Genomic DNA, 25466 nt, shown 5'->3' with positions numbered 1-25466 from the left:
TTCTTTTGTGGTATGAAAAAGCTCTTCCTTGCAGCCAGCGCGCTGTTCATTACACTCACAGGTTGCGCAGGCCAGTCGAAACCGGCAACTCTTCAATCCGGTACCTACCGAGCCACGTTGAAAACCCGTGGCGGTATTCTTCCGTTCGGCCTGTTAGTGCAGAAAACCAGTCAGGCAGATACCTATACCGTTATGGCTGTCAACGGCAATGAAAAACTACCTATGGATGCGGCCACCGTAAAAGGTGATTCGATTTACATTCCCATGTCGCTGTTCGATTCAGAACTGGTGGCAAAGATAGATGAGAATACGTCCGGAACGCTGCGGGGTGTCTGGCGTCGGCGGCAGGCGACAAAGCAATACCAGAGTTTACCTTTTGAAGCCAGGCTGGGCGATACGTATCGGTTTGTACCAGATAGCAAACAGGCCGCTACAAGCCTGACCGGCAAATGGGCTACTGAATTTGGTAACAAAAGCGGCAAGGTCGATACGGTCAATGCTGTTGGTATATTCGATCAGAAAGGAAACCGCGTAGCCGGTACGTTCCTGACACCCACGGGCGACTATCGCTATCTGGATGGCAACGTAGTGGGCGATAGTCTGTTTCTGTCCTGCTTTGATGGCTCGCACGTGTTTCTCTTCAAAGCTAAATACAATTCGGCCGACCAATCGCTGAGGGGGGGGATGTGGGCCGGTATTGCCGGATACGATTCGTGGGTAGCCAGGCTGGACCCCAAAGCGGAACTGCCCGATCCGGCTAAGCTGACCTATCTGAAACCCGGTGCTAAAACGCTGAATTTCTCATTCCCAACGCCCGATGGCAAGACCGTATCGCTGTCCGATCCTCAGTTCAAAGGTAAAGTAACGGTTATTCAGATCATGGGCTCCTGGTGCCCAAACTGCATGGACGAAACTAATTTTCTGAGTCCGTGGTACAAGCGTAACAAAAAGCGAGGGGTCGAAATCATTGGCCTGTCATTCGAGCGCTCGGCGGACATGGCGGTGTCCGGTCCTAAAATTGAACGGATGAAAAGCCGGTTCGCCATCGATTACCCGGTTGCGCTGGCCGGCACAAACAACAAAACAGAAGCGGCCAAATCTCTCCCCGAGCTGAACGCCGTTGTTGCTTTCCCCACGACTATTTTCGTCGACAAAAAAGGGCAGGTGCGGCATATTCATACGGGTTTTTCTGGTCCCGGAACGGGTAAATACTACGATCAATACGTGGATGAATTCAATCGGCTAATCGACAAATTACTGACAGAATAAAAATGGTATGCTTGCATACTATTTACAAAAAAATAGTAGATTTACACGTCTGAATAGGACAAAGCGACATCTACTATGAAAAAGGAAAAGACCGTTGATTTTCATATAAAGTGGGCCTGGCATGCCATTTCGCGCATGTATAATGCCCACGCGGGTCAGTTCGGGATCACGATGGCAATCGGCTACGTACTGCTCAACATCGATCTGGACGAAGGAACACCTGCCACGAAAATTGGCCCACTACTTGGTATGGAACCCCGTTCGCTGGTCAGGATGCTCAAGAATCTGGAAGAACGGGGACTCATTCGCCGGGAGATTGACGGCAACGACAAGCGCTTTGTTCGCGTTTTCCTGACCGAGGCCGGGAAGGAAAAACGGGAGATGGCCCGCGAAGGCGTGATCCGGTTCAACAACCTGATCCGGGAAAATATTCCACTCGACAAGCTGGTTACGTTTTTTGAGGTCATCAAAGACATTAACCGTTTGGTTGAAGACGAAAACGCCAAGATCAAAACCACCGAGACCGAAGAACTACCGTTGGATTAATCCCGATACGTCATGCCAGTTACTATCAACCATAACGCGGAAAACAGACTGAAAGCGTTTACCCGGCTAATGGCACTGGCATCAAAACTTTATCATGCTAATCCGAAAAACCGGGCAAAATCTATGGATATCACTGATCGGGACGTACAGCAGTTGCTGGAGAGCCTGAATCGTTATGACGTCAAGTTTATGCTGGTTGGCGGTACGGCAGGTGTAGTTCATGGTCATGTCAGAACGACACAGGACATGGACCTTTGGTTACGGTCAGATTCGCTCAATAAGACTAGCTTGATTCAGGCGCTTAAAGAAAACGGAGTCGCTGGCGCTGATTACCTGAAGGACGTGCCATTGCTGTTTGGCTGGACGTCGGTAGCAGTTGGTAAGCATGGTTTTACGCTGAATATGGGATACAGTCTGAAAGCATTTGCCGAAACAGACTTCGATGCCTGCTACGAACGGGCTATTGACGTAGTGTTCGATGATATCCCTTTCAAAGTAATTCAGCTTAATGATCTGATTACTGAAAAGAAAAAAGTGGGCAGTCCGAAGGATCTCAACGATGTAGATGAATTAACTAAACTAAACCAAGAGCGGGACGAGGATATTTTGTAGAAGGATAGCGCCACAAACGCTTCCTGTTATACTCTCAACGTCGCTTTTTCCGTAGTATGGAAGCAACCCTGGAAAAACCTAAAACCCAAGTCAAGAATCGTACTATCCGGCGAGTGGCCGTGCTGGGGTCGGGTATTATGGGCTCGCGCATTGCAGCTCACTTTGCCAATATTGGCGTTGATGTTCTGCTGCTGGACATCGTGCCGAAAGAACCTAATGCCGCCGAACAGGCCAAAGGACTGACTACTGAAAGTCCCGTGGTACGTAACCGCATTGTGAACGACGCGTTTCAGACGATGTTGAAAGCTAGTCCGGCCGCGTTGTACAGTGCTAAGTTCGCCAGTCGGATCAAGCTGGGCAACTTCGACGATAATCTGAAAGAGATTACCGCTTACGACTGGATTATTGAAGTGGTTGTGGAGCGGCTGGACATCAAACGGTCGGTGTACGAACGTATTGAGCAATACCGCAAGCCCGGCACACTGATTACATCGAACACCTCGGGGATTCCGATGCACCTGCTCACGGAGGGCCGGAGCGACGATTTCAAAAAGAACTTCTGCGGAACGCACTTCTTCAACCCACCTCGTTACCTGCGTCTGCTGGAAATTATTCCTGGTCCGGACACCGATCCGGCCGTAATCGATTTCTTGATGAAGTACGGCGATTTGTATCTCGGCAAAACGACAGTGTTGTGCAAGGACACACCCGGTTTCATCGCTAACCGGCTGGGTATTCAATCGCTGATTCAGACGATTCGGGTGGCCGAAGAACTGGGGTTGACCGTTGAGGAAGTAGATAAACTGACGGGACCTGTCGTTGGGCGGCCTAAATCGGGCACGTTCCGGCTATCGGACGTAGTGGGGCTGGATACAACGGTAAACGTTGCCAGTAACCTCGTCAAGATGGAGCACGACGAGTCGCGGGCGTCGTTTGAACTGCCGTCATCGGTAGTCAAGCTGATGGAGAACAAGTGGCTTGGCGATAAGACGGGGCAGGGGTACTATAAGAAAACGAAGGATGCCAACGGCAAGACGGAAATTCTGGCGCTGGACCTCAAGAGTTACGAATACAAACCTTCTGCTAAGGTCAAATTCGCTACGCTCGAAAGTACCAAAGCGATTGACAACCTGCGGCAGCGGTTCCCCGTTTTAATCGACGGGAAAGACAAAGCGGGTGAGTTTTATCGCCGGACCTTTGCCGACGGATTCCGGTACGCTACGTATCGCATCCCCGAAATTTCAGACGAACTGTATCGCGTTGATGCCGCCATTACGGCTGGCTTCGGCTGGCAGCTGGGCCTATTCGAAACCTGGGATGCTATCGGTGTTCGCAAGGGTGTAGAACTGATTGAAGCGCTCGGTCAGAAACCCGCTCAGTGGGTGTATGACATGCTGGACGCGGGTTTCGATAGTTTTTACAAGATCGAGAACGGCATCCGTAAGTATTACGACATTCCGAGTAAAAGCTACAAAGCCATTCCGGGCACCGAATCATTTACGATTCTCGAAAACTTGTCGAATAACGTTGTCTGGAAAAATAAAGGAGCCAACATTATTGACCTGGGTGACGGGATTCTAAACGTCGAGTTCCGGAGTAAGATGAACACCTTCGGTCCCGAAGTGCTGGAAGCGGTCATGAAGGGTATTTCGATGGCCGAGAAAGATTTCCGGGGCCTGGTGATTGGGAACGACGATACAGCGGCCTTCTCGGCGGGAGCAAACCTGGGCGCTTTGTTCATGTTTGCTATTGAGCAGGAGTTTGATGAGGTGAATCTGATGATTGCGCAGTTCCAGAAGATGATTGCACGCATCCGATATTCGTCCATCCCGGTTATCGTCGCTCCGCATACACTGACGTTGGGGGGAGGCTGCGAGGCCGTACTGCATTCAGACCGGGCCGTTGCTCACGCCGAAACGTATATGGGACTGGTTGAAGTCGGTGTCGGTTTGATTCCGGCTGGTGGCGGAACGAAAGAAATGGCCGCCCGGGCGTCGGATCTGTACCAGTCTGGTGATCCTGAGCTGAACATTCTGCAAAACATCTTTATGAACATTGCTACGGCGAAGGTCTCTACTTCGGCGCAGGAAGCGCTGGAAATGAGTTATCTGCGGTCAACCGATCAGATTGTACTGAACCGGAGCCGTCTGATTGCCGAAGCCAAGCAGGCTGCTATTGAACTGTCAGAAAATGGCTATACGCAACCCAAGCCACGCGCGGATATTAAAGTACAGGGTAAAACGGGAATCGCGCTCTTCAAAGCTGGAATAACGGCCATGAAAATGGGTCGTTATATATCCGACCACGACGCCAAAATTGCTGACAAGCTGGCGTATGTCATCTGCGGTGGAGATCTGAGTGCTCCTCAAAACGTATCCGAACAATACCTGCTCGATCTGGAACGCGAAGCCTTCCTGTCGCTGAGCGGTGAGAAGAAAACGCTGGAGCGGATTCAGAGTCTGCTGACGGGCGGAAAGCCACTACGCAACTAAGGAGGACATAGAACATAACTGGAATAACAAAAGCGGCCAGTTCATAACTGGCCGCTTTTGTTATTCCAGTTTGGCTTTCTCGGCCCGCCGTTCACGCCGGGCGTTCAGGTAACCGCGGACGACGGTGAACGTGGTAACACCGAGGAAGAAAATGATGATCCAGTGAACGTAATTGATAATCCAGGGAAACTGCTCGCCGAAGAAGAAACCACCGCCAACCAGCGTAACGACCCAGATTGCGCCCCCCGTAACGTTATACAGCATGAAGCGACGGAAATCCATGTGAATCAATCCTGCCAGCACCGGAGCAAACGTGCGGACAATAGGCAGAAAACGGGCAACGATGAGCGCGCTGGTGCCGTATTTTTCAAAAGCAACCCGTGTGTTCGTAATGTACTCTTTCTTGAATAACAGGGAGTCCGGGCGGTTTTGCAGCCGTCCGCCGGCGAAATAGCCCGTCAGGTAGCCGGTGAGCGATCCGAGCACGGCCGCACCGAAAATACAGGCCAGTAGTAACCAGAGTGATACGTCGAGCAGCCGTGTACCCGCAAAGACGCCGGACAAAAACAGGAGGTAATCGCCGGGTAGAAAAAACCCGAAAATGACTCCGTTTTCAATAAAGATGATAAGGGTAATCAGCACTAGCCCCCCCGTCTGAATGATTTCTTCGGAGTTGAGTAAGTACCTGAAAAACTCAATAATCTGATCCATTAGTAAAGAGCGAAAGAGCGAATGAGTGAAAGAGCGATTAATGAGTGATAGTAAATTTACTCTTTCGCTCTTTCATTCTTTCGCTCATTAAATATATTCTGCCAGCTCCAGCCAGCGGTCTGATTTTTGGGCTACATCCTGATCAATCTGTTCAATTTCGCGCGCCCAGGCGGTCAGTTGCTCGTGATGACCACCGGCGTTGAGCAGTTCGACAACTTCGGTTTTGCGCTGTTCCAGTAACTCGATATCCTTCTCGAGCGTTTCGTACTCCTTCATTTCCTTAAAAGACAGCTTCTTTTTGACCGTGTTGCTCGCCGAATCCGCCGATTGAGTCTTGGTACTACTGGCGGCAGATGTGGGCTCCTTCCGGGTATTGTCTGATGCCGTAATACGTTTGGGTTGGGCGTCGCGCCATTCGCGATAATCGGTGTAGTTACCAGGATAATCGCGCACTTTGCCCTCACCTTCCAGCACAAATACGTGGTCGACCAGCCGGTCCATGAAATAGCGGTCGTGGGTAACGATCAGCACACAGCCACCGAAGCTCAGCAGAAAGTCTTCCAGTACGTTCAGCGTCGTGATATCGAGATCGTTAGTCGGCTCGTCAAGAATCAGGAAGTTCGGGTTCTGCACGAGCACCAGCAGCAGCTGAAGCCGTCGTTTTTCGCCCCCGCTTAGTTTCGCTACGTAATCGTATTGCTTGGCGCGGTCGAAGAGGAAACGACTGAGCAGTTGCGTTGCCGTAACGGTATCGCCATTCGCCAGTTTCATCACTTCAGCTACATCCTGCACAACGTCGATAACCCGCTGATTTTCGGGTAAATCCAGTTCGTTCTGCGTGTAATAGCCAAATTTGACGGTTCCTCCCGTTGTAATCTTGCCGGAGTCGGGCCGAAGCTCGCCCGTCAGCATATTCATCAGCGTGGTTTTACCCATGCCGTTCTTGCCAATCAGGCCAACGCGGTCGAACCGTTTGAAGGTGTAGGTAAAATGATCGAGCAGCACCTTGTCGCCAAAACGCTTACTTAGGTTTTCCACTTCCAGAATCTTGCTGCCTAGCCGGGTCATGCGCAGGTTCAGGTCCAGTTCGCCGTCGTTCCGTTTTCCGCTGGTTTTTTCTTTCAGGTTTTCAAACGCGTCGATCCGATACTGGGCCTTCGTACCCCGTGCCTTGGGTTGGCGACGCATCCATTCCAGCTCCCGCCGGAACGTATTACGGTCTTTCGCCAGCTCTGATGCCGCTGCCGCTTCGCGCTCATCCTTCTTTTCGAGGAAATACGCGTAGTTTCCTTTGTAGGTGTATAATTGACCTCCATCCAGTTCCGCAATCTGGTTACAGACCCGATCCAGGAAGTAACGGTCGTGAGATACCATCAGCAACGTACCATTGTTGGTATTCAGGAAGCTTTCCAGATACTCAATGGCTTCCAGGTCGAGGTGGTTAGTGGGCTCATCCAGAATCAGCAGATCGGGATTCTGAATCAGCACCCTTGCCAGTGCCACCCGTTTCCGCTGTCCACCCGAGAGTGAGCCAACCCGTTGGTCGACGTCCTGAATACCGAGTTCACCCAGAATTTGCCGGATCTGGGCTTCATAATCCCAGGCTTCGAGCTTTTCCATATCGCTCATGGCCCGTTCGAGTGCGTTCGGGTCGTCGCTTACCAGTGCCTGTTCGTAGGCACGTACGGCATCGAGCTGGGCACTTTCGCCCGCCAGCACTACTTCCATGACGGTCAACGCATCGTTCAGATCGGGTTGCTGATCAAGGTAGCCAATGCTGATGTCTTTCCGGTGACTGACGACGCCTTCTTCGGGTGGAACAGCCCCCGCCAGGATAGACAGGAGGGTGGTTTTGCCGGAGCCGTTTGCGCCGACAATAGCGACCTTATCGCCCCGATTGATCCCGAAGGTGAGATTACGGAACAGAATACGGTCGCCGTATGACTTGGTTAAATTTTCGGCTGAGAGGTAATTCATAATTACTTATTTGCGGAAAGTAAGCATACCTTCCACGGACAAATCTTCATCAAGGTCTTCCCAATGTACACCAGTTCCTCCTGCAATAAGCTCCCATTTATTTTTCTGCTCTATAGGCGCTTTATCAAGACGAGGAAACCACTGCGTGGGGCAACCAATAATTCGGCCGTCAGACAGCTCCATAAAAATCCTGTTTTCTGAAAACCAGACGTTTGAGGCAGTAAGACGGCTCATTTTAATTCGTTTTTATCGCCAAAATATTCTTTCCAGCGGTTATTGATTACGTCAGTATTTTCTTCGATTATACCTTCCGCAATTTTGAGGTCTTTGGATTTCATGCCATTATTCTCAATCAATAAAATAGGGTTAAGAGCGAATTTGGCATCTCCATCAGCATTACGTACGTGTACATGAACCGGAAGGTGTTCATTACTGTAAAAGAAGAACCGCATTCCATAAAACCTGAAGAGTTCGGGCATCCTGGTTATTTTTTACAAAGGTACAACAAAGGAGATCGTTCGTACTTTTAGCTTTTAAAGAGGATCAACCCTTTTTGTCTGAAACGAAAAATGCAATCGAAACATCTCCTGATAGCCGTACTCATAACGATGTTGTGGGGCAAAAACGCAGCCGCACAAACCACAACTGACTTTAAATCATACACTCAGGTCATTCCCGGTAGTAACCAGGTTTACGCCATGGTCGCCATTCCGGGCGGCAAGGGTTTGATTGGAAGTCTGCCCGATCAGAAAGGACATCAGGCCGACGAGGAACCTGTACATGGCGTAACGATCGAGCCGTTTTACATGGGGAAATACGAAGTAACCTGGGATTTGTACGATCTGTTTGCCTTCACGAATATGGAAAAGGAGATGGCCGCCAAGTACACCCAAACGGACGCGAATCTGAATAAAACGGACGCAACCACCCGACCAAGTCCGCCTTATGTCGACATGTCGTTTGGAATGGGCCGGGCTGGCTATCCGGCTATCAACATGACGCAGTATGCCGCCATTAAATTCTGTGCGTGGCTGTATGCAAAGACGGGTGTGTTTTACCGCCTGCCAACCGAAGCCGAATGGGAATACGCCTGCCGGGGCAACGACAAAAACGCAACGCTGGCCTATTCATTCGGAAATGACCCCAAGCAGTTGGGGGAGTATGCGGTTTACAAAGGCAACAGTAACGGGTCGTACAAGAAAATAGGTACGAAGAAGCCAAACTCCTTTGGGTTGTACGATATGCACGGTAACGTCATGGAATGGACGCAGGACCAGTATATCCCGGATTACTACAAGCAGGTTGCCAGCGGGGCTGTAAAAGAACCTTACGCGCCAACCACCCAGCTGTATCCTAATTCCGTTCGCGGGGGCTCCTGGGATGATGAACCCGAGGTGTTACGTTCGGCGGCCCGGACGCCGTCGGCACCAGCCTGGAAGGTGCTCGACCCACAGAGCCCCAAAAGCGACTGGTGGCTGACATCGGCTTCATTCGTTGGCTTCCGGATCGTGCGTCCTGCCAAAGCGCCCAGCGCCGAGGAGATTAAGACGTACTACGATATTCAACCAATCAAGGACTATTAAATTTAAAGAGCGAAAGAGTGAAAGAGTGATTTCCCGGAGGCTTCACTCTTTCACTCTTTCGCTCTTTCGCTCTTTATGACCTATCTCCTTCTTGGCGCTAATCTTGGTGACCGGGTGGCTACGTTGGTCCGGGCGGCCCAACTCATTAATGGCCGGGTGGGGAGCGTTGTTCGGGCATCGGGATTGTATGAAACGGCACCCTGGGGCGTTACGGATCAACCGTCATATCTGAATCAGGTGCTGGCGGTTGAAACGGACCTGAAACCGGAGGAATTGTTGCAACAAACGCAGGCGATCGAGCAGGAGCTGGGACGCGTTCGGCTTGAGAAATGGGGGGCACGGGTAATCGATATTGACGTACTGTATTACGACCAGCTCGTCTGGCAAACGTCTACACTGACTGTGCCGCATCCATACCTGCACCAGCGACGCTTTACGCTCGTGCCGCTGGCCGAAATTGCTCCGGATTTCGTGCATCCTGTCTTACAAAAAACCAATCGGGGACTGTTAATGGACGTAGATGATCCCAGTGAGGTGACACGCTACGTGCCTGCATGAGTTTATAGTTTCCGCTACTTTATAATTAGACGGCTGCTGTTCCGCGTTTATCGCGTCGGCGTTTCAATTCTGTAACGGCCGCCTGGATGAGCGGGTCAGTGTGGAAGTTATCGACGATGTCCTGCTCGGCCTGGCGTTTGTCGTCGATGAGCCGTTTCAGGATGGCCGCTGCCTGCTGGTGGGGTGTCTGCGTTGATGCTGTTTTTTCGTTCGTTTCCGTGAGTAGCAGATTATCAGCTAAGCATACGACGACTTGTCCAGAAAATGTTCATAGCCGTTACTGACCGTATCGACGCTTCCGAACGACTTGCCATACTACGCCAACCAGACCCAGTAGAGCCAGCGGCCCGAGTACGTTTACCGCCTGCCAGCCCGTACGGTTCGCATTGACGCGGATCTTGTCTAATGGACGGAGGGTCACCTGGCGGGCGCGGGCGGCAATAACGCCGTTCGGATCGACCAGGTAATCAATGGCGTTCAGGGCAAAATCCTTGTTGGCAAACGTAGTACGCGTAAAGCGATCAAAGCCTAGTGGATAAGGCGTGTTGCGTTTATAATCTACGTCGTTAACAACCAGATCGCCGTCGGAGCAAATCAACACCCGCGACGCATTGCCTTGTGCCTGAAAACCGTTGGCGCGTGGATCGCCGGGAAGAATCTGGTTGGCATAGATCGATTGAAAACGGCCTTCCAGCAAACAGCTCACCAGCTGATGGCCGTCGCTGTAGGTACTGGGATCAGGTTGCTGCCGGGCTTCGTTGTACGAAATCAACGCCGGTGTTTTCAGGATTTTTGTGTATTCTGACGTGAGCAGCAGTGGGGTCTTTTTGATACCCGTTGCCTGTACGGTATCCATAGTGCTGACAAAACGAGCTAGCACCGCATCCAGATTACGTACGATGGGGTTACCACTGGTGCCGAAATTGTTCAGCAACGGATAGAATCGCCAGGGGAGAAGCTGAATGTTAGGCTTATCGCCCGTGTTGCCCACATTGAGTGGGATGGGCGCGCAATACATGTCTTTGACGATGTCCCGATTGATGCGAATGCCCCACCGGAAGAACAGATTGTCGAGATTCAGATTGAGCGGCTGGGCGTAGGTACCTTCGGCATTGACGCTGTCGACGCGCTGGCCATCCACAAAAAACAACGCCCGTCCCCCTTTTACTACGTATTGGTCGAGTTTGAAAATCTCATCATCTGAAAACGGCACATCTGGTTTAAGGACAAGGACCGCATCTACGTTGGCGATGGGATCGGGTTTGCTCATGTCGACCAGAAAGAGGTCGTAGTTTTCCTGAACCGAAGCCAGCAAATCGGCGAAACGGGAGGGCGGGACCTGCGTGTGTCCGAAGATCAGGCCAACCCGGCGTTTGTTTTCTTCCGTCCGGGTTAGCCGGCGAATGGCAGACGCCAGTTGAAATTCAACCCCTTCGTATGATTGGTTCAACTGCTCCTCGGACGAGGCAGCCTTATTTCCTTTCAGCAATAAGACACCCGTTTCCTTGCCCTTGTAGTAAATCACCACTCCCGGAAAAATCAGTTTCTCGGTACGTGTCCCGCCCTCGTTGGCGAAGACGTTGGTGGGCAGTAATCCAACCTGCTGCAATCGATCGATCAGCTTATTTTTCTGCTCCGTGTTCGTAATTAGGGCTGAATCGATGGCTCGGTACGTAATCCGGTTACCTGCTACGGCCTGAAACTCATCCAATGTTTCACGAATGGCATTCTCGAGCCGTTTGAAGCCGGGCGGTAGGTCGCCCGTGAGGTAAACATCGACATGTACATCATCAGGCAGTTCTGCCAGCAGCGACTGGGTGGCTTCCGACAAGGTGTAGCGTTTCTCCTCGGTCAGATCGAGTCGAAAAAAGACAAAAGCCGAGAGAATATTGACGGCTACCAGAGCCGCCACGATTGTAAGCGTGCGAAGGGTTGTCGCTTTCATGCGTAGCTGTAACGAAAACAATTAGCGTCCGTAGAAACCGCCGGTATCGTAGAAACTCCGACGACGGCTGAGCTTAAGCTCCTGTAGAATCGACGAGCGGGCCCGCAGATCGAACGAGTAGTTTCCCGAACGGATGTTGCTGCCGGAGTAGGGCGTCCAGTTGAAAGCCATTTCCCAGCAGTGCAGATCGCGGTTGATGCCGATGGTTGTCAGCGTCGGGCTCTTGAACTGGAAGTCATAACCCGTACTAATCGTTATTTTCCACTTCGGTGTCAAGCTCAGATCGCCGGTTAGTGTCAGTGCCTGAAGGACCTGTGATACTTCCGGCGTCAGTTTGTTCAAGCCGAACGTATAACTAACGTTGAACGACCAGGGGATGTTGAAATCAACGTACAACTCAGGGTTATTATTGATTGCTTTCATCGTGGCGTCCGTCGCGTTATTGCTCGTCTTGGGCTTCTGCGACTGTTTGGGAGCGAATCGGGCGCTCAGATATGCCTGTAAATTAGTCAATCGGGCAATTCCCTGGCCTTCGGTGTAGGCAAATCGATTAACCCGAGCGTACTGCTGACCTGTATAATCAATGACACGTAAAATCGCAGGGGAGTACGTCAATGGCGTAGGCGTAAACGTAGAGCTAGTGTTAGTATACGTTTCCAGCTCATAGACGCCTGTGCCTCCGTAAGCTACCTGAGCATAAGGGTCGAATGTCGATGAAAAGTTAAAGCTGATGTTCTTGAAAATCTGGGTATTCGCGCTTACCGTAATTGGCGATAGTTTATACTCCGGGGCCAGGAAGTTGTAACTACCATTCAGGCTGATGTTGTCAAAGATCGGAACCTTCTTGAAGTCATTACCCGTCGAGTCATTACGGGTTCGGACTCTCATTTCCAGCTGGTTTACGATACCGAAGGAGACAAAGGCCGCCTGGGTACTGGTGCCGCTGCTTCCCGTACCGTTTAAGCCCCGAAACACAGAGAGCGTACGACGATAAAGAGGAAGATTATTGATCTGAGAACCCGGAGGTCCCTCAATTACTGCAAACTGACCAAACGCCGGATTAGTGAAATCGGGTACGTAGCTGAATGAAATCGATGGCGCTACCGTATGGCGAATAGCATCGATCCGTTTTCCCCTAATTTGATACGTGCCGTAAAAACGCGTGTTCACACTGGCATTAACGGCGAAGTTATAGGAAGGGAAAAACCCTTTTGCCGTGTCGGCACGTACGGAATCACGCGCACCGTTGCGGCCAGGAACGTACACATAATTTAGTTTCTTGGTGTAAATATTCCCCTGCAGCGAGAAACCTGGCGTAACGTTGATGTATCGCAGCAGTTTTATGTTGGGCAGCGTAATCGGAATGCTGTAGCGCGCCTGTACCAGCCGGTTTTCCCAGAGCTTACCCAGGTTGTCCCGATTAAACAGAATAAGCGTTGGATCCTGAAGAATCTGACCTGTTCGAAGCGCTATGGCACGATCTGCACTGTCCTGCGCCCGCTTGACAGGGTTAGTCGCTGCTAGTCGGGTAATGACCGGGAATCCCAGTCCACTTGTGTCCACCTGCGTCCGGATGGTGTTGTTAACCGTAATCGAGCCGCTCACGTCCAGGCCAAAGCGGAAGCTTTCGTACCAGCGCCCCGAACCACCCCGTAGTGCGAACGGTGCTATCTGGTTCAGACCAAAGTTGAAGTCTGACGAAACGTCCGTTTTGCCGTTCACACGTCGGTTTGTAACCGGATCCAACTGCCCGAATTGCTGGTTAACGCGCAAATTAGCTCCTGCCCGGGCGTATTGACCAAGCGTCCGGCTGTACTGAACCGACGATCCCGCTACGTTGGAAATATAAGCATTGGTGCCGGTATAAGCGTTGATCTGATTATAGCTGTTACTGCTGACGTTTACGTTGGCGGAAAAACTTCCCCGTCCCCGCGGCACCGGCGTATGCGACCAGGTGAAGGAGAAATCGTTACGGGCCGGCGTTACGTCGACAGGGTCACCAGTGCGGTTGCGGGCAAACTGCAGGTTGACGCCCCCGCTGTATGTGTACCGTTTATTGTAGGCCGATGATACGCCTACGCCCCAGCTGCCGCGGGAATAAATCTGTCCCTTAAACTGAAGACCAAGGTTTTCATTGACCGCCCAGTAATATCCGCCATCGCGCAGGTAGTACCCACGTCCGTTTGGCTCTTCACCGTACTGCGGCATGAGAATTCCCGACACGCCAATCTCTTTCCGTTTCGGAAATGGGAAAAAACCAAAGGGCAATCCCAGTGGTAACGGAATCTGGTTGATGACCAGGTTAAACGGCCCGGCAACGACCTGTTTATTGTGGATGACTTTCAGTTTGCTGGCATTGATGTGGAAGTGGGGAGTCGCCAGGTTACAGGTTGTGTAAATGGCTTTCCCGATGTAGAGATTATCCTCGTCGTCTTTCTTGACGTTCTGCCCCCTGATATTTCCCTCCCCCTGCTGCGTGATAACGCCCTGAATCTTGCCTTTCTTCGATTTGAAGTTATAGCGAATCTCCTTGGAGTCGTATTTCCCCTCGCCATCCTGAAAAACAGGGCGGCCAATCAGCTTATTCTGCGTAGAGTCGAAGCGGCCACGGGCATAAACCTCATTGGTGAGGTAGTTGAGCCGGATGTAGTCGGCTTTGAGGGAGATGTCGCCGTAGATGACGCTGGCATCCCCGAACAGCTCAACGGTCTGCCCGTCGGCCGCGTAAATGGTTGAATCCTTTGCCTGATACTTGACTGTCGTTTTGAACGCATCAGCCGAGTTCGCCGAATCGGCAGCGGCCGAATCTTTCGCGGTTACCCGTAACGTATCGCTGCTCAGTGCGGTCCGGCTCTGTGGCTGAACAATATTTGGTGAAACGATGCCCGGCTGTAGGACGCGCTGTGGAGGTGTCGTCGTCTGCGAAGCTGGTGCAGTCGTGGTCGCACTAGCCGGCGCGCTGCCCGACGCCGGGTTACCCGCGGGGGTCGTCATAGCCGGCGAATTGCCGGATGGCGCTCCTGACGGCGCGTCCGGAACGCGCTGTGCTGGTACCGTAGCGGGTGGAATTCCCCCTTTACCCGGCTCCTGCGGGAGCGGTTTTGCCTGAACCGGTGCGCTGCCCTGCGCCGGAATAGGTCCTGTTTGGGCGGGCGTGACCGTACGTGAACCCGCCGGCGTTACTGTTGCCGACGTCGGTTTTGCTGTTGGTTGAGGGGTTACCTGAGCGGGTGTTGTACTTCGGGGCGGTGTAACCCCCGTTTTAGCTGGAGATACGGTTCGTGAACCCGCCGGCGTTACCGTTGCTGATTGGGGCTGAGCCGTTATCTGAGCGGGTGTTGTCGTCGGGGGGGGAGCAATACGAGTGTTAGTAGGTGTGGCGCTTACTGCCTGCGGCCTTGCCTGAACAGGCACGGTAATTGGCACGGGCGTAGCTTTGGGCGCTGTTACTGTCCGTGATTCAGTTGGCGTTATGACCGTCGACGATGTTCCGGCCGTGACTTGGGGTGGTTTGACCGTCGTGTTTACCTTACCCGGATCTCGTTGGACTGGAATGGACTGGACCTGACGAGTAGAGTTTGTATCTTTTCTGACCGGTTTGGCAAATCTGGGTGAAATAGATTCCGGGCGGCTCGGGCTGGGACCAAGTCGGTTCGGGCGCGAATACCGGCGGTTGAGCTGGCGTTCCAGATCGCTCTCTTCGGTTACGCTGCTGGCGGGATTAGTTGACGAAGCTGGTAATGAATCCTTCCTGGGCGTAGAAACTGTGGCAGTCTGTGAAGCCGGAACCGTCTGTTGACCAGATGGTTTACGCGTTGAGTTGCTCTGTCCCAGTACGTTGAGTGCGCAGAGGAGCCAGATAAGGCAAAAAGAAAGACGCATCAACATGGGGTATAGTCGGAAGGGCCGCAAAATAAAGTATCCCTTTTTCTGTTCTATCAAAAAAATTACATTTGCTATAAGGCCGTTAAGCTTATAGTACCACAAAGTTATTCACGAACAGTTATCCCTTCATTGCTTTGAAACTGTTTCCCCTGTTAAAAAAATTAAAATCAACGTCTACTGATTTACCGGTAACGACTCCCGGAATAATGACAACCCTGTTGCTGGTGACAATTCCATTGCTGGCACTGACGGTTATTCCCGGTCCGGATGCCCTGATTCAGGATACGGTGCGTCGGTCAGAAGCCGAGGCTACCGAGACCAGCTCGCCTACGCAACTACGTACCGTCGTGATCGATGCGGGGCATGGCGGCAAAGATCCGGGCTGCGTAGGGCGCCGGACGCGGGAATCCTGGGTCGTGCTTAAACTGGCGCTTCAACTGGGTCGTAAGATCAAGCAGGAAATGCCGAAGGTCCGCGTTATCTATACCCGCTCCTCCGATCACTTTGTCGAGCTGGCCGAGCGCTCGGCAATTGCCAACAGAAATCGGGCCGATCTGTTTATCTCGCTGCATTGTAACGCTAGCCCAAGCTCCAGTCGTGTGTATGGTACCGAAACCTACACCATGGGTCTGCACAAAACGGAAGGGAACCTGGACGTAGCGAAACGCGAAAATGCCGTAATTCTGAAAGAGGACAACTATCAGCAGACGTATAAAGGCTTTAACCCGAACTCACCACTGGCGCATATTATGCTGGCTAATTATCAGCACGCGTTTATGGGTAGCAGCATAAACTTCGCTGAGAAAGTAGAACGGAGTTTCCGCCGGAATGCCGAGCGTACCAGCCGGGGTGTAAAACAGGCGGGGTTTCTGGTTCTCTGGCGCACAACTATGCCCAGCGTGCTGATCGAAACGGGTTACCTGACAAACCCGACCGAGGAAGCGTTCCTGATGACACAGGAGGGGCAGGAACAAATCACGAATGCCATCTACAAGGCGTTCGAGCAATACAAAGAAGAAATTGACAGTGCTGGCTGAGAATACTAACAGCAGATAAAGGAAACGAGGGGGACCGGGCCGGTTCTCCTCGTTTTGTTTTAGCAGGTAATGGCTTGCAGCTTTTTGCGGTTCTTTGAGACAAATAGCCGCGAATGTTGGTTATACGTTCAGCCATATTGATTTGGGCAGCTCAACGGTTGTTCACTACATACACGCATGAAAATTTCTCAGGAAGTAAAAGTTGGTTTATTGGCCGTTGTTACGTTGCTGATGCTCTACTTCGGATTCAACTTTCTGAAGGGAACCGACTTCTTCTCTTCGTCTCACAAGTACAAAGTTATTTATAGTACCATCGACGGCCTGACAACGTCTAATCCGGTACGGATCAACGGGCTGGCGGTCGGTAAGGTTGACCGGATCGACATTCTGCAGGATCAGGGAAACAAACTGCTGGTCACCCTGGACATCAACAAAGATATTCGCATTACACGGGGCACCCGGGCAGTACTGGCTGATGACGGACTGCTGGGGGGCAAGGCGATCCGGCTGGGTATCAATCCCCGGGGGCAGGAACTGGAAAGCGGTGATACACTGGTTTCGGCTAAAGAATCGGCACTGTCGGCCCTGATCCGGGAAAAAACGCTGCCGGTATTGAACAATGTAGATTCGCTGACTTACCAGCTCAACAGAATTGTCGCCCAGTTCGATCAGACGGGTGTTACGTTAAACCAAACGCTACGTAGCGCCAACGCCGGACTGAAAACGCTGGATCTGACTATTGATGAAAATCGTGCTGGCCTGCGTACCACGCTGGCGAACGTAAACAAACTGTCGGCATCATTGATTGAGACGCAACAACAGTTGAAGCCAATCCTGGCCAAGGCTGATACGTTTGCCGATTCGCTCCAGGCGCTTCAACTGAAGCAGACGCTGGGCAGTGTGAATAAAACGGTGGATAACCTGCAGCAACTGCTGGCCAACATCAACAAAGGACAGGGTTCGCTGGGCAAACTCACCTCCGACGATCTGCTCTATCTAAACGTGAACCGTACGACAGCCAGCCTGGAACGCTTACTGACCGATCTGCGCGAAAACCCAAAACGATACGTGCATTTCTCGCTATTTGGTAAGAAAGACAAGACACCACCGCCACCCGTAACCCGGGTACCGACACTCCCCGTCAGTACGACAGTGACAACCGTCACAACCTATGATGCTGATACGACCCAGCAGCGCTAGCTATTAACCAGAAAGTCAATTCCGCCATTTCAATGTATTCAGCATGTGGATAATGTCCTTGCGAATGTAATCAATAACGGGCTGCAGGGAGTCGTTTTCCGTAGCCGTATTGAAATACAGGGCCCCGCGCAGAAAGTGCTTTGTCGAATCAGTCGTAACGAACTGAACCTGGCTGGGAACCTCTCCCGCCAGATCAATAATGCTAGCTTCCAGCCCCGACTTTAGCCGGATCTTCCGCTGCTCAATCGCCGTAGCCCGGATTTGGTGCCGGGATGCGAGCTTATACGAATCTTCCAGCATAGCCCGCAGCCGGTTGATGTCGTTTTTTACCGGCTTGTACGTCAACTGAACGCTGGCGTGATAGGCGGGGTAATTGATGAAAATCCAATCGGGTTCCGAGCGGGCGAAACTATCGGGCAGAATTCGGGCCGCTTTGTTGTATTCAAAAGTATACGGATGCGTTGGCTCAAGTTGTTTGTATTCCTGGGGAGGTAGGTCAATGCGGGGATATCCTTTCGGTTTCGGGACGTAGTTGTCCGACGAGCCGCCACCGCAGGCAGCTGCTGTAAGGCCAAGCAACAGGAAAAGTGAATAACGTAGCACAGAATCTAGGCGAGTTGACTGGAAAACGACCGGCAGCGCGAGCCGGATACGCAAAGAACGAAAAAGCCCGGCCTTTTGGTGCCGGGCTTTTCTCGTGTTTAGTATCTAGACAAGCTAAACGTTAACGTCTTCCAGTTCTTCCTTCATCACGGGTTGACCCAGCAACGTAGCGAACCGATTCACGTTAAACGTAGGTTCGAACCAGACCTCGCCCATAACCGGGTGTTTAACAGGAACTTCGGGGTTCTGAATTTCCTGCAGCAGCACACCCGTATCGCCGGTGGTATGCCGCTTCACCTGACGGATGGTATAAAGCTGATCGCGCTTGGGGGTTTGCACGCCAAACTCAGCGTAAAATGCCAGCACCGGCGCGGGAAAATTGTCGTTTGTGCAAATAACTTCCATACGAATAGAAACTTTCGTTTTCTGGCCGTGTAACAAAAATAGTTGACTTTTGGTGCGAATAAAGGCAAGTCGGGTTATCAATTTCGATTGGTTACCTTCGAAACTAACGTTACGCCGATCTGTACAAAGAGCATATTCGAACGAAAACTAGCCAGCTCGTTGACAGTACCATCGCCGTAACGCCACGTTTTACTACGAACCAGCGGAAGCTGATAACCAACGCGCGCACCTACCCTGAAATCATCATAGAAGCTTTTTAGCCAACCCGTTTTGTAATCGGCGCTGATTGCACCGGTGAGATTGGTGTAGAAACCTTGTCGTAGCCGTACCGTACTGTAATAAGTTGGATTGGCGATGATGTTTGACAAATTTAGGTTTTGAGGGTCTTTGGGTAGAATTCGGAGCCGGTACCACATGAAATCGACCCCTACGGTAGGGCCAACCATAAACCGTTTGGTATCAGCTAGTTTAAACGTCTGGGTTCCGCCAAAGCCAAAGCCATAAAAAACAACGCTTTTGTCAGTATTCGTGGTTGTGGGGTCAACAGTATTCGAATTAACGTACAAAATTCGACTCTCAGTCAGAACTTTCTGTCTGTCTCTAACAAGCGATAGAGCGGTTGTCACAAAACGATTCCCTATGCCAGATGCGTCAACGCCAGTCTGCTGAAACTGCTGCTGGAGGATACCAAGGCTTTTGTTGTTCAAGAGACTGATATCTGACGAGATACGAACGCCAATCCGGGCTTTTGTGTAAGTAGAATCCTGAGCGTTAACAGAAAAGAGACTTGTACACAGGATTACTGGTAGAAGAAATTTTGTCATGATTTAGTTGAACAGGTGCTGAGTGGAAAAAGAAAAAGCCCGCCCTAAACTCATCATTTAGGCAGGCTTTATTATTAAATCATGATCGATTAATCCTCAAAGAGATTACCTAGCTGACCCAATACCGAACCTCCTTCTTTATGGGCCTGACCACCGGTAGGCGAGAGCCGCTGTACCAGTTTTGAGATCGGCATCGACTGAATCCAGACTTTACCGCTGCCCCGCAACGTAGCAAGGAATAAACCCTCGCCACCAAATACCATGCTGCGCAGGCCACCAGCCCGTTGAATATCAAAATTAATACTAGGCTCAAAACCGACCACGCAGCCTGTATCGACACGTAGCATCTCGTTGTTGAGCGTACGTTCAATCACGACGCCCCCAGCATGAACAAAGGCCATGCCGTCGCCCTGTACTTTCTGCAGGATGAAGCCTTCGCCCCCGAAGAAACCGGATCCCAGCCGCTGGTTAAACTGAATGCTCAGTTTAGTACCCAATGCCGCACACAGAAACGCATCTTTCTGCACGATCAGCGTATTTCCGTACACGTTTGCCAGGTTAATCGGCATGATCGTGCCTGGGTAGGGAGCTGAGAACGCTACCTTCCGTTTGCCATAACCCCGGTTGGTGAAGTGGGTCATAAAGAGCGACTCGCCTGTAATCAGCCGGGAACCCGCCTGGAAAATCTTACCCATAAACCCCTGATCGGGCTGGGAGCCGTCGCCCATTTTGGTTTCAAACTGGATGCCATCTTCCATGTAGAGCATGGCACCAGCTTCGGCAACTACGGTCTCGTTGGGGTCTAGTTCGACCTCAACAATCTGAATGTCTTCACCAATAATTTTGTAATCGATCTCGTGGGAGTACATGGTAAAAATGGTTAGAGGAAGGGTAATTTTATGCGTATCAGCGCCGTTTTGGCGCTTTTTTTGGCGTTTCGTCCATGTCGATGTCCTCGTCGTCAAGGTTCAGTTCATCGTCCGATTCTTTGTCCGTTTGGTCGTCGGGTTCCGGATCACCTTTTAAATTCAGGTCGGTCCGGTGCCGCAGTTTTTTATCATCGACCGTCTTATTCAGAAACTGGTTGATCTTGTCAATATCGAAACTCGTGGTGATCTCGCCAAACGAGTTGATCTGAATATCGAAGCCTTCGAGTTCCTTATGGACGCGGGGTTTCTCGTTTTCGTCGGGGTTTATTTTTTTCTTAGCCATAGTCGTAGTTCAAATACTGTTGTTACTCAAAACCCTGCTGGGCTGAATGAGTTACGGAAAGCTCGAAAAAAATGCCCGACCTGCCAAAAGTAATCGTTTGGAAAGGTCGGGCAATGGTCCGTTTTGTCAACGGTCAAAATTCTAGTTAGTCGGCGTTTTTAGCGTATTGAGTGCCTTATTCAAGCGACTGATGGTTTCGTCTTTGCCAATGATTTCCATGGTTAGCATCAGGTCTGGCCCTGCACCAAGCCCCGTCAGGGCTACACGCAGGGCCTGCATGATTTTGCCTTGTTTGATACCCGCCTGCTGCATCGTATCCGACAATAGATGTTTAATGTCATCGGCTATAAAGCTATCCTCAAACGATTGTAGGGCATCGTGGAAAGCAGTGACGGCTTTAACGGCATCTGCATTCCACTTGGCGGCTACTACGGTTTCATCGTAGGCCGTTGGGGCGTAGAAGATGGTAGCCGCTTCGCCGAAAATTTCGTGGGCGAAGTTGACACGTCCTTTCAGCAGGGCGGTAATTTTCTCGGCTTTCTCCAGCGAGCAGGCAAACCCTGCGGCTTCGGCCTGCTGCTGAACGGCGGGCGCTAACGTAGCATCCGGCTGTTCACGGATATACTGGTGGTTGAACCACTGTGCTTTCTGAATATCAAAGCGCGCACCAGCTTTGTGCACCTGGCTGATGTCGAAACTGGCGATCAGTTCGTCCATCGTGAATAACTCCTGTTCAGTACCGGGGTTCCAGCCCAGCAAAGCCAGGAAATTAACCGTAGCTTCGGGTAGGTAACCGTCCTCGCGGAAGCCGCGTGCTACGTTGCCCGTAAAGGGATCTTTCCACTCCAGCGGAAACACTGGGAAACCGCCCAGATCGGCGTCGCGTTTGCTAAGTTTACCGTTGCCTTCTGGCTTTAACAACAGGGGCAGGTGAGCAAACTGCGGCATGGTATCTTCCCAACCCAGGTAGCGATATAGCAGTACGTGCAAGGGGGCCGACGGTAACCATTCTTCGCCCCGAATTACATGGGTAATGCCCATCAGGTGGTCGTCCACAATGTTGGCCAGGTGATACGTAGGCAACCCGTCTGATTTGAGCAGGACCTTGTCGTCAATGGCTGATGAATGCACATTCACCCAACCGCGAATAAGGTCGTTCAGCCGAACTTCTTCCTTGCGGGGCGTTTTCAGGCGGATAACGTAGGGATCACCGGCATCCATGCGCGCTTTTACGTCCTCTGATGACATCGTCAGTGAGTTGCGCATCTGCATCCGCGTAATGGAGTTATACTGCGCAGCGGGCGCATTCGCTTCTTCAAGCCGCTTCCGCATGGCATCCAGTTCCTCGGCCGTATCGAAGGCGTAATAGGCTTTCCCTTCCGACACGAGCCGCTCAGCTTCCTGACGGTAAATGTCTTTACGTTCGGACTGGCGGTACGGCGCATGGGGGCCACCGGTTCCCTGTCCTTCGTCGATGGTAATGCCCACCCATTTCAGGGCTTCCAGGATATAATCTTCGGCACCGGGCACGAAGCGGTTCTGATCCGTATCTTCAATACGTAGCAGCATCTGACCACCCATCTTCCGGGCGAACAGGTAATTGTATAGGGCGGTACGTACTCCGCCAATGTGCAGCGGCCCGGTTGGACTAGGCGCAAACCGGACACGAACAGGTTGGGACATAAGAATAATGGCGAATGAGCGAATGAGCGAATGAGTGAATGCGATAAACAATCACTCTTTCATTCTTTCGCTCTTTCACTCTTTAGATCGCTATTACAGAAATTTCAACATTGACGTCTTTGGGGAGACGGGCGACTTCGACCGTTTCGCGGGCGGGTGGCTCCGACAGGAAGAAACGACCGTATACTTCGTTGATGGCTGCGAAGTTATTCATGTCTTTCACGAAAATGCTGGCCTTCACGATGTTTGAATAGTTCAGACCGGCTGCCTTCAGAATTTCGCCGATGTTTTCCATCACCTGCTGCGTCTCGGCCTGAATGTTGCCCGTAGCCGCTGCATCCAGCGCAATCTGACCCGATACGAACAACATGCTCGCTGGCGAAGCGATAGTTACTTTAACGGCCTGACTATATGGCCCGATAGCCGCGGGGGCTTTTTCGGTAAAAACAATTTGCTTGCTCATTGCTTCTTTTGGTGAGTCAATCAGCAGGAACGTGCTCGAACCGGCTGACTGAAAATTGTGCCCGCAAGTTACCACCGCTTCGGCGGTCCAACAAACCTACAGCGGTTCAAATGTCCCGATTCAGCCAGGAGTGAGGCAGAAAGCAGTCGGGGTTAAAAAGGTCGTTAATCGGCAGAAAACGGAGTTATATGACTACCTGGAAGGATTTTTTGGTTAACACATCGGCGGAGGCCGAACAGCAGTTTGATCGGCTTAAGAACAGATTATTTGGCCGACTTGATAAAAACAAACCGTATCGAATTGTCTATTACCGCGGATTTGGTAGCCCCACAGCTGTCTGGCTTAAAGGCCGGGTGCTGCGCGAACGGGATCTGAGTACGCCTTCCGATAACGATACGTTCTGGCAGAATCTATTGGCAACGTACCAGCGGTTCGAGAGTGACGAAGTACCTGGTGTTACGGTTCGAGTCGAGGCATTTGACCAGTCGCACACGACGGTAACTGATGAAGAAGGCTATTTTGAGGTAACCATCAACCCGCCCAATGACCTGCCGCCCGGCCGGGCCTGGTTTCCAGTGCGGTACTCGCTGGAGGGTATAACCCAGCCGACAACTGGCGAGCCTGTTTTTAAAGACGGCCACCTGATGGTCTCGCCAACCTACAGTCAGTTTGGTATCATCTCGGATATTGACGACACGGTGCTGGTAACGGGGGCAACAAGTCTGCTGCAAACGGCCCGGCTGACGTTCCTGGGAAATGCGTACACCCGGTTGCCTTTTGCGGGCGTAGCGGCTTTCTATCGGGCGTTGCAGAGCGGACCGGTCACTACGTTGTTCAACCCACTGTATTTCGTGTCGAGCAGCCCATGGAATCTGTACGATCTGCTGATCGATTTTTTCCGGATTCAGGGTATTCCGAAAGGACCTATTTTGCTGCGCGATCTGGGTTTTGATCCGTCGCTGCTTTCGTCGCAGTCGCATCATACGCACAAGCTGGCAATGATCCGGAAAGTGCTGGACGTGAACCCGCAGCTGCCCTTCGTGCTCATTGGCGATAGTGGGCAGCAGGATCCAGAAATTTACGCGCAGGTCGTGCGCGACAACCCCGGTCGCATCAAAGCCATTTATATCCGCGACGTATCGACCGAAGACCGGCGCGACGAAGCCGTGCGGGAGTTGATCCAAACGACCAGTGCCTTCGACGTACCTATGCTGCTGGTGGCCGATACGGTTGAAGCGGCCGAACACGCGGCAACTCTTGGCCTGATCGATCCCGACACCATCCCCGAAATCCGGGCCGACCGGCAGGCGGATAAGGAATAGCTTAAACGCCGGCGATCATTGCCTTCATCTTTGTAATGGCCGTGTTTGCAATCGTCTGAGCGTCCTGCGCGTAATACGTTTTGTTGAACACTTCCAGCGAAAGAATGACGGGCCGATCGGTACGTTTGATCTGCTTCAGAATATCCTTGATAGGCGCAACTCCATCGCCCGGAAAGACCCGATCTGCATCGGTAATGGTTTGTCGGGGCATGTTGGCGAGATAATCGTTAACGTGGAAAATCTCAATGGCGGGTTTGCCCACCAGCGGCAGACTCGCCAGGCTGGAGCCGCCTTTATAGAGGTGATACACATCGAGCAGAAGCCGGGCGGAGGGGTGGCCGCTTTCGATGGCTACGTACATGACCTCGCTCAGCTTGTTCAGGTTTTTGGAAAAACCCCAGAGTTCAAGCTGCGGCACAACGCCCGTCTGATCGCTTAGTTCCAGAATCTGGCGATAGCGTTCGGCCACTTTTGGCAACTCGACAATGGACGCATCAGGGGCTTGGGCGCCAATGGGGGGCGTTGCAATACGTTTACAACCAATCTGCGCCAGTAGCTCCATTTCCTGCCTGAGCTGATCGACGCCTTTCCGACGGGCACTGTCATCCTCCACAATCCAAGGGGCAAAGCCGATGGCGTTCTCTACCCGAACGTTCAGATCGGTCAGCCGTTTTTTCAGTTCCGCCGTTGTGCCGCCGTTTTTCAGGTATTCCTGCAACGAATCAATCCAGATCTCGACGGCCGGGAAACCCGCTTTGGCGGCTGTCTCCAGTTCCTTCACCAAACCGAGTTTGTGCCCCCGGATAGTACTCATGTTCAGGCAGAGCGTGAACGGCGCGGGTGCTGTCGGAGCAGCGGCAACGGTTGATGCGGGTAAGGTAGAAATGGCTGAAGCACCCAGTAAGGAACCTAAAGCAGTCAGCGCCTGCCGACGGGAGAAGCGTGTAGTCATGAAGAGAATCGGCGGGCTGTTTGGATTACAGAAAGGCCCGGTTGCAGTACGATAAATTAAAAAGAAGCCTTATTCTACTGATCAGGCGGGTTTGGTGGAATGTTGGTAACGTTTCGATTTCTCTCTATTCGGTTGGTAGCGTTAAGACTTCGGACCATGTTTTTTGCTACTGTGCGCAATCAAATCT

The 25466-nt window shown here is 51.8% G+C and carries 23 protein-coding genes; 9 read left to right on the top strand and 14 right to left on the bottom strand.

Annotation, left to right across the window (positions count from 1 at the left end):
• The first annotated feature begins 12 nt into the window (after nucleotides 1–12).
• From HU175_RS24300 to HU175_RS24285, 4 genes are all read left to right on the top strand, one after another.
• The gene (locus HU175_RS24300; RefSeq protein WP_176569032.1) at nucleotides 13–1269 is read left to right on the top strand and encodes a peroxiredoxin family protein; all 1257 of its coding nucleotides are present in this window, start codon (nucleotides 13–15) and stop codon (nucleotides 1267–1269) included.
• 75 nt (nucleotides 1270–1344) lie between these two features.
• Nucleotides 1345–1815, top strand: a complete 471-nt coding sequence (locus HU175_RS24295; protein WP_176569031.1) for a MarR family winged helix-turn-helix transcriptional regulator — start codon at nucleotides 1345–1347, stop codon at nucleotides 1813–1815.
• A 12-nt stretch (nucleotides 1816–1827) separates the two neighbouring features.
• The gene (locus HU175_RS24290; protein ID WP_228724264.1) at nucleotides 1828–2427 is read left to right on the top strand and encodes a DUF6036 family nucleotidyltransferase; all 600 of its coding nucleotides are present in this window, start codon (nucleotides 1828–1830) and stop codon (nucleotides 2425–2427) included.
• A gap of 56 nt (nucleotides 2428–2483) precedes the next feature.
• Nucleotides 2484–4919: a 3-hydroxyacyl-CoA dehydrogenase/enoyl-CoA hydratase family protein gene (locus HU175_RS24285; RefSeq protein ID WP_176569030.1), complete on the top strand. Its 2436-nt coding sequence runs from the start codon at nucleotides 2484–2486 to the stop codon at nucleotides 4917–4919.
• Between the two features lie 60 nt (nucleotides 4920–4979).
• Here HU175_RS24285 and HU175_RS24280 read toward each other — a convergent pair whose 3' ends face one another.
• The 4 genes from HU175_RS24280 to HU175_RS24265 all read right to left on the bottom strand — a co-directional run bounded on the left by HU175_RS24280 (nucleotide 4980) and on the right by HU175_RS24265 (nucleotide 8086).
• On the bottom strand, nucleotides 4980–5630 hold the full coding sequence (locus HU175_RS24280) for a DedA family protein (protein ID WP_176569029.1): 651 nt from the start codon (nucleotides 5628–5630) through the stop codon (nucleotides 4980–4982).
• Nucleotides 5631–5717: 87 nt separating this feature from the next.
• Nucleotides 5718–7607: an ABC-F family ATP-binding cassette domain-containing protein gene (locus HU175_RS24275; RefSeq protein ID WP_176569028.1), complete on the bottom strand. Its 1890-nt coding sequence runs from the start codon at nucleotides 7605–7607 to the stop codon at nucleotides 5718–5720.
• 6 nt (nucleotides 7608–7613) lie between these two features.
• Complete coding sequence (locus HU175_RS24270) at nucleotides 7614–7841, bottom strand: DUF2442 domain-containing protein (protein ID WP_176569027.1); 228 nt, start codon at nucleotides 7839–7841, stop codon at nucleotides 7614–7616.
• On the bottom strand, nucleotides 7838–8086 hold the full coding sequence (locus HU175_RS24265) for a DUF4160 domain-containing protein (protein WP_176569026.1): 249 nt from the start codon (nucleotides 8084–8086) through the stop codon (nucleotides 7838–7840). The genes HU175_RS24270 and HU175_RS24265 overlap by 4 nt, the downstream gene beginning before the upstream one ends.
• Before the next feature lie 90 nt (nucleotides 8087–8176).
• Here HU175_RS24265 and HU175_RS24260 point away from each other — a divergent pair, with 90 nt between their 5' ends.
• Both HU175_RS24260 and folK read left to right on the top strand, forming a co-directional pair.
• Nucleotides 8177–9190 (top strand): formylglycine-generating enzyme family protein, encoded by a 1014-nt coding sequence (locus HU175_RS24260; RefSeq protein WP_176569025.1) that lies wholly within the window; start codon nucleotides 8177–8179, stop codon nucleotides 9188–9190.
• A gap of 75 nt (nucleotides 9191–9265) precedes the next feature.
• Nucleotides 9266–9748, top strand: a complete 483-nt coding sequence (gene folK, locus HU175_RS24255) for a 2-amino-4-hydroxy-6-hydroxymethyldihydropteridine diphosphokinase (RefSeq protein ID WP_176569024.1) — start codon at nucleotides 9266–9268, stop codon at nucleotides 9746–9748.
• 277 nt (nucleotides 9749–10025) lie between these two features.
• On the opposite strand, the gene gldG is transcribed toward folK, so the two are convergent.
• Together gldG and HU175_RS24245 are read right to left on the bottom strand one after the other, a co-directional pair.
• Nucleotides 10026–11693, bottom strand: a complete 1668-nt coding sequence (gldG, locus tag HU175_RS24250; RefSeq protein ID WP_176569023.1) for a gliding motility-associated ABC transporter substrate-binding protein GldG — start codon at nucleotides 11691–11693, stop codon at nucleotides 10026–10028.
• 21 nt (nucleotides 11694–11714) lie between these two features.
• On the bottom strand, nucleotides 11715–15575 hold the full coding sequence (locus HU175_RS24245; RefSeq protein WP_228724263.1) for a putative LPS assembly protein LptD: 3861 nt from the start codon (nucleotides 15573–15575) through the stop codon (nucleotides 11715–11717).
• 209 nt (nucleotides 15576–15784) lie between these two features.
• Between HU175_RS24245 and HU175_RS24240 the strand changes: the two genes are divergently transcribed.
• Entirely contained in the window at nucleotides 15785–16615 is an 831-nt protein-coding gene (locus HU175_RS24240; protein WP_176569022.1) for an N-acetylmuramoyl-L-alanine amidase, read from the top strand.
• Nucleotides 16616–16792: 177 nt separating this feature from the next.
• On the top strand, nucleotides 16793–17815 hold the full coding sequence (locus tag HU175_RS24235) for an MlaD family protein (RefSeq protein WP_176569021.1): 1023 nt from the start codon (nucleotides 16793–16795) through the stop codon (nucleotides 17813–17815).
• 15 nt (nucleotides 17816–17830) lie between these two features.
• On the opposite strand, the gene gldD is transcribed toward HU175_RS24235, so the two are convergent.
• The 7 genes from gldD to HU175_RS24200 all read right to left on the bottom strand — a co-directional run bounded on the left by gldD (nucleotide 17831) and on the right by HU175_RS24200 (nucleotide 23005).
• Nucleotides 17831–18418, bottom strand: coding sequence for a gliding motility lipoprotein GldD (gene gldD, locus HU175_RS24230; protein ID WP_176569020.1), 588 nt, complete (start codon nucleotides 18416–18418; stop codon nucleotides 17831–17833).
• A gap of 114 nt (nucleotides 18419–18532) precedes the next feature.
• Entirely contained in the window at nucleotides 18533–18823 is a 291-nt protein-coding gene (locus tag HU175_RS24225; RefSeq protein ID WP_176569019.1) for a hypothetical protein, read from the bottom strand.
• Between the two features lie 77 nt (nucleotides 18824–18900).
• Nucleotides 18901–19647 carry a hypothetical protein gene (locus HU175_RS24220; RefSeq protein WP_176569018.1) on the bottom strand — a complete coding sequence of 249 codons (747 nt, stop codon included), beginning with the start codon at nucleotides 19645–19647 and terminating at the stop codon, nucleotides 18901–18903.
• An 89-nt stretch (nucleotides 19648–19736) separates the two neighbouring features.
• The gene (locus HU175_RS24215; RefSeq protein WP_176569017.1) at nucleotides 19737–20516 is read right to left on the bottom strand and encodes a TIGR00266 family protein; all 780 of its coding nucleotides are present in this window, start codon (nucleotides 20514–20516) and stop codon (nucleotides 19737–19739) included.
• A gap of 37 nt (nucleotides 20517–20553) precedes the next feature.
• On the bottom strand, nucleotides 20554–20859 hold the full coding sequence (locus HU175_RS24210) for a hypothetical protein (RefSeq protein WP_176569016.1): 306 nt from the start codon (nucleotides 20857–20859) through the stop codon (nucleotides 20554–20556).
• A gap of 141 nt (nucleotides 20860–21000) precedes the next feature.
• Nucleotides 21001–22542: a glutamate--tRNA ligase gene (gene gltX, locus HU175_RS24205; RefSeq protein ID WP_176569015.1), complete on the bottom strand. Its 1542-nt coding sequence runs from the start codon at nucleotides 22540–22542 to the stop codon at nucleotides 21001–21003.
• A gap of 82 nt (nucleotides 22543–22624) precedes the next feature.
• Nucleotides 22625–23005: a Rid family detoxifying hydrolase gene (locus HU175_RS24200; RefSeq protein WP_176569014.1), complete on the bottom strand. Its 381-nt coding sequence runs from the start codon at nucleotides 23003–23005 to the stop codon at nucleotides 22625–22627.
• A gap of 188 nt (nucleotides 23006–23193) precedes the next feature.
• Between HU175_RS24200 and HU175_RS24195 the strand changes: the two genes are divergently transcribed.
• Nucleotides 23194–24327: an App1 family protein gene (locus tag HU175_RS24195; RefSeq protein ID WP_176569013.1), complete on the top strand. Its 1134-nt coding sequence runs from the start codon at nucleotides 23194–23196 to the stop codon at nucleotides 24325–24327.
• A gap of 1 nt (nucleotide 24328) precedes the next feature.
• On the opposite strand, the gene HU175_RS24190 is transcribed toward HU175_RS24195, so the two are convergent.
• Nucleotides 24329–25279 carry a sugar phosphate isomerase/epimerase family protein gene (locus HU175_RS24190; RefSeq protein WP_176569012.1) on the bottom strand — a complete coding sequence of 317 codons (951 nt, stop codon included), beginning with the start codon at nucleotides 25277–25279 and terminating at the stop codon, nucleotides 24329–24331.
• Nucleotides 25280–25466 lie beyond the last annotated feature (187 nt).

Origin of the sequence: Spirosoma sp. KUDC1026, assembly GCF_013375035.1 — a bacterium.
Taxonomy (GTDB): Bacteria; Bacteroidota; Bacteroidia; order Cytophagales; family Spirosomataceae; genus Spirosoma.
The sequence above is the reverse complement of the archived record's forward strand: the minus strand, read 5'-3'. Positions and strand labels throughout refer to the sequence as shown.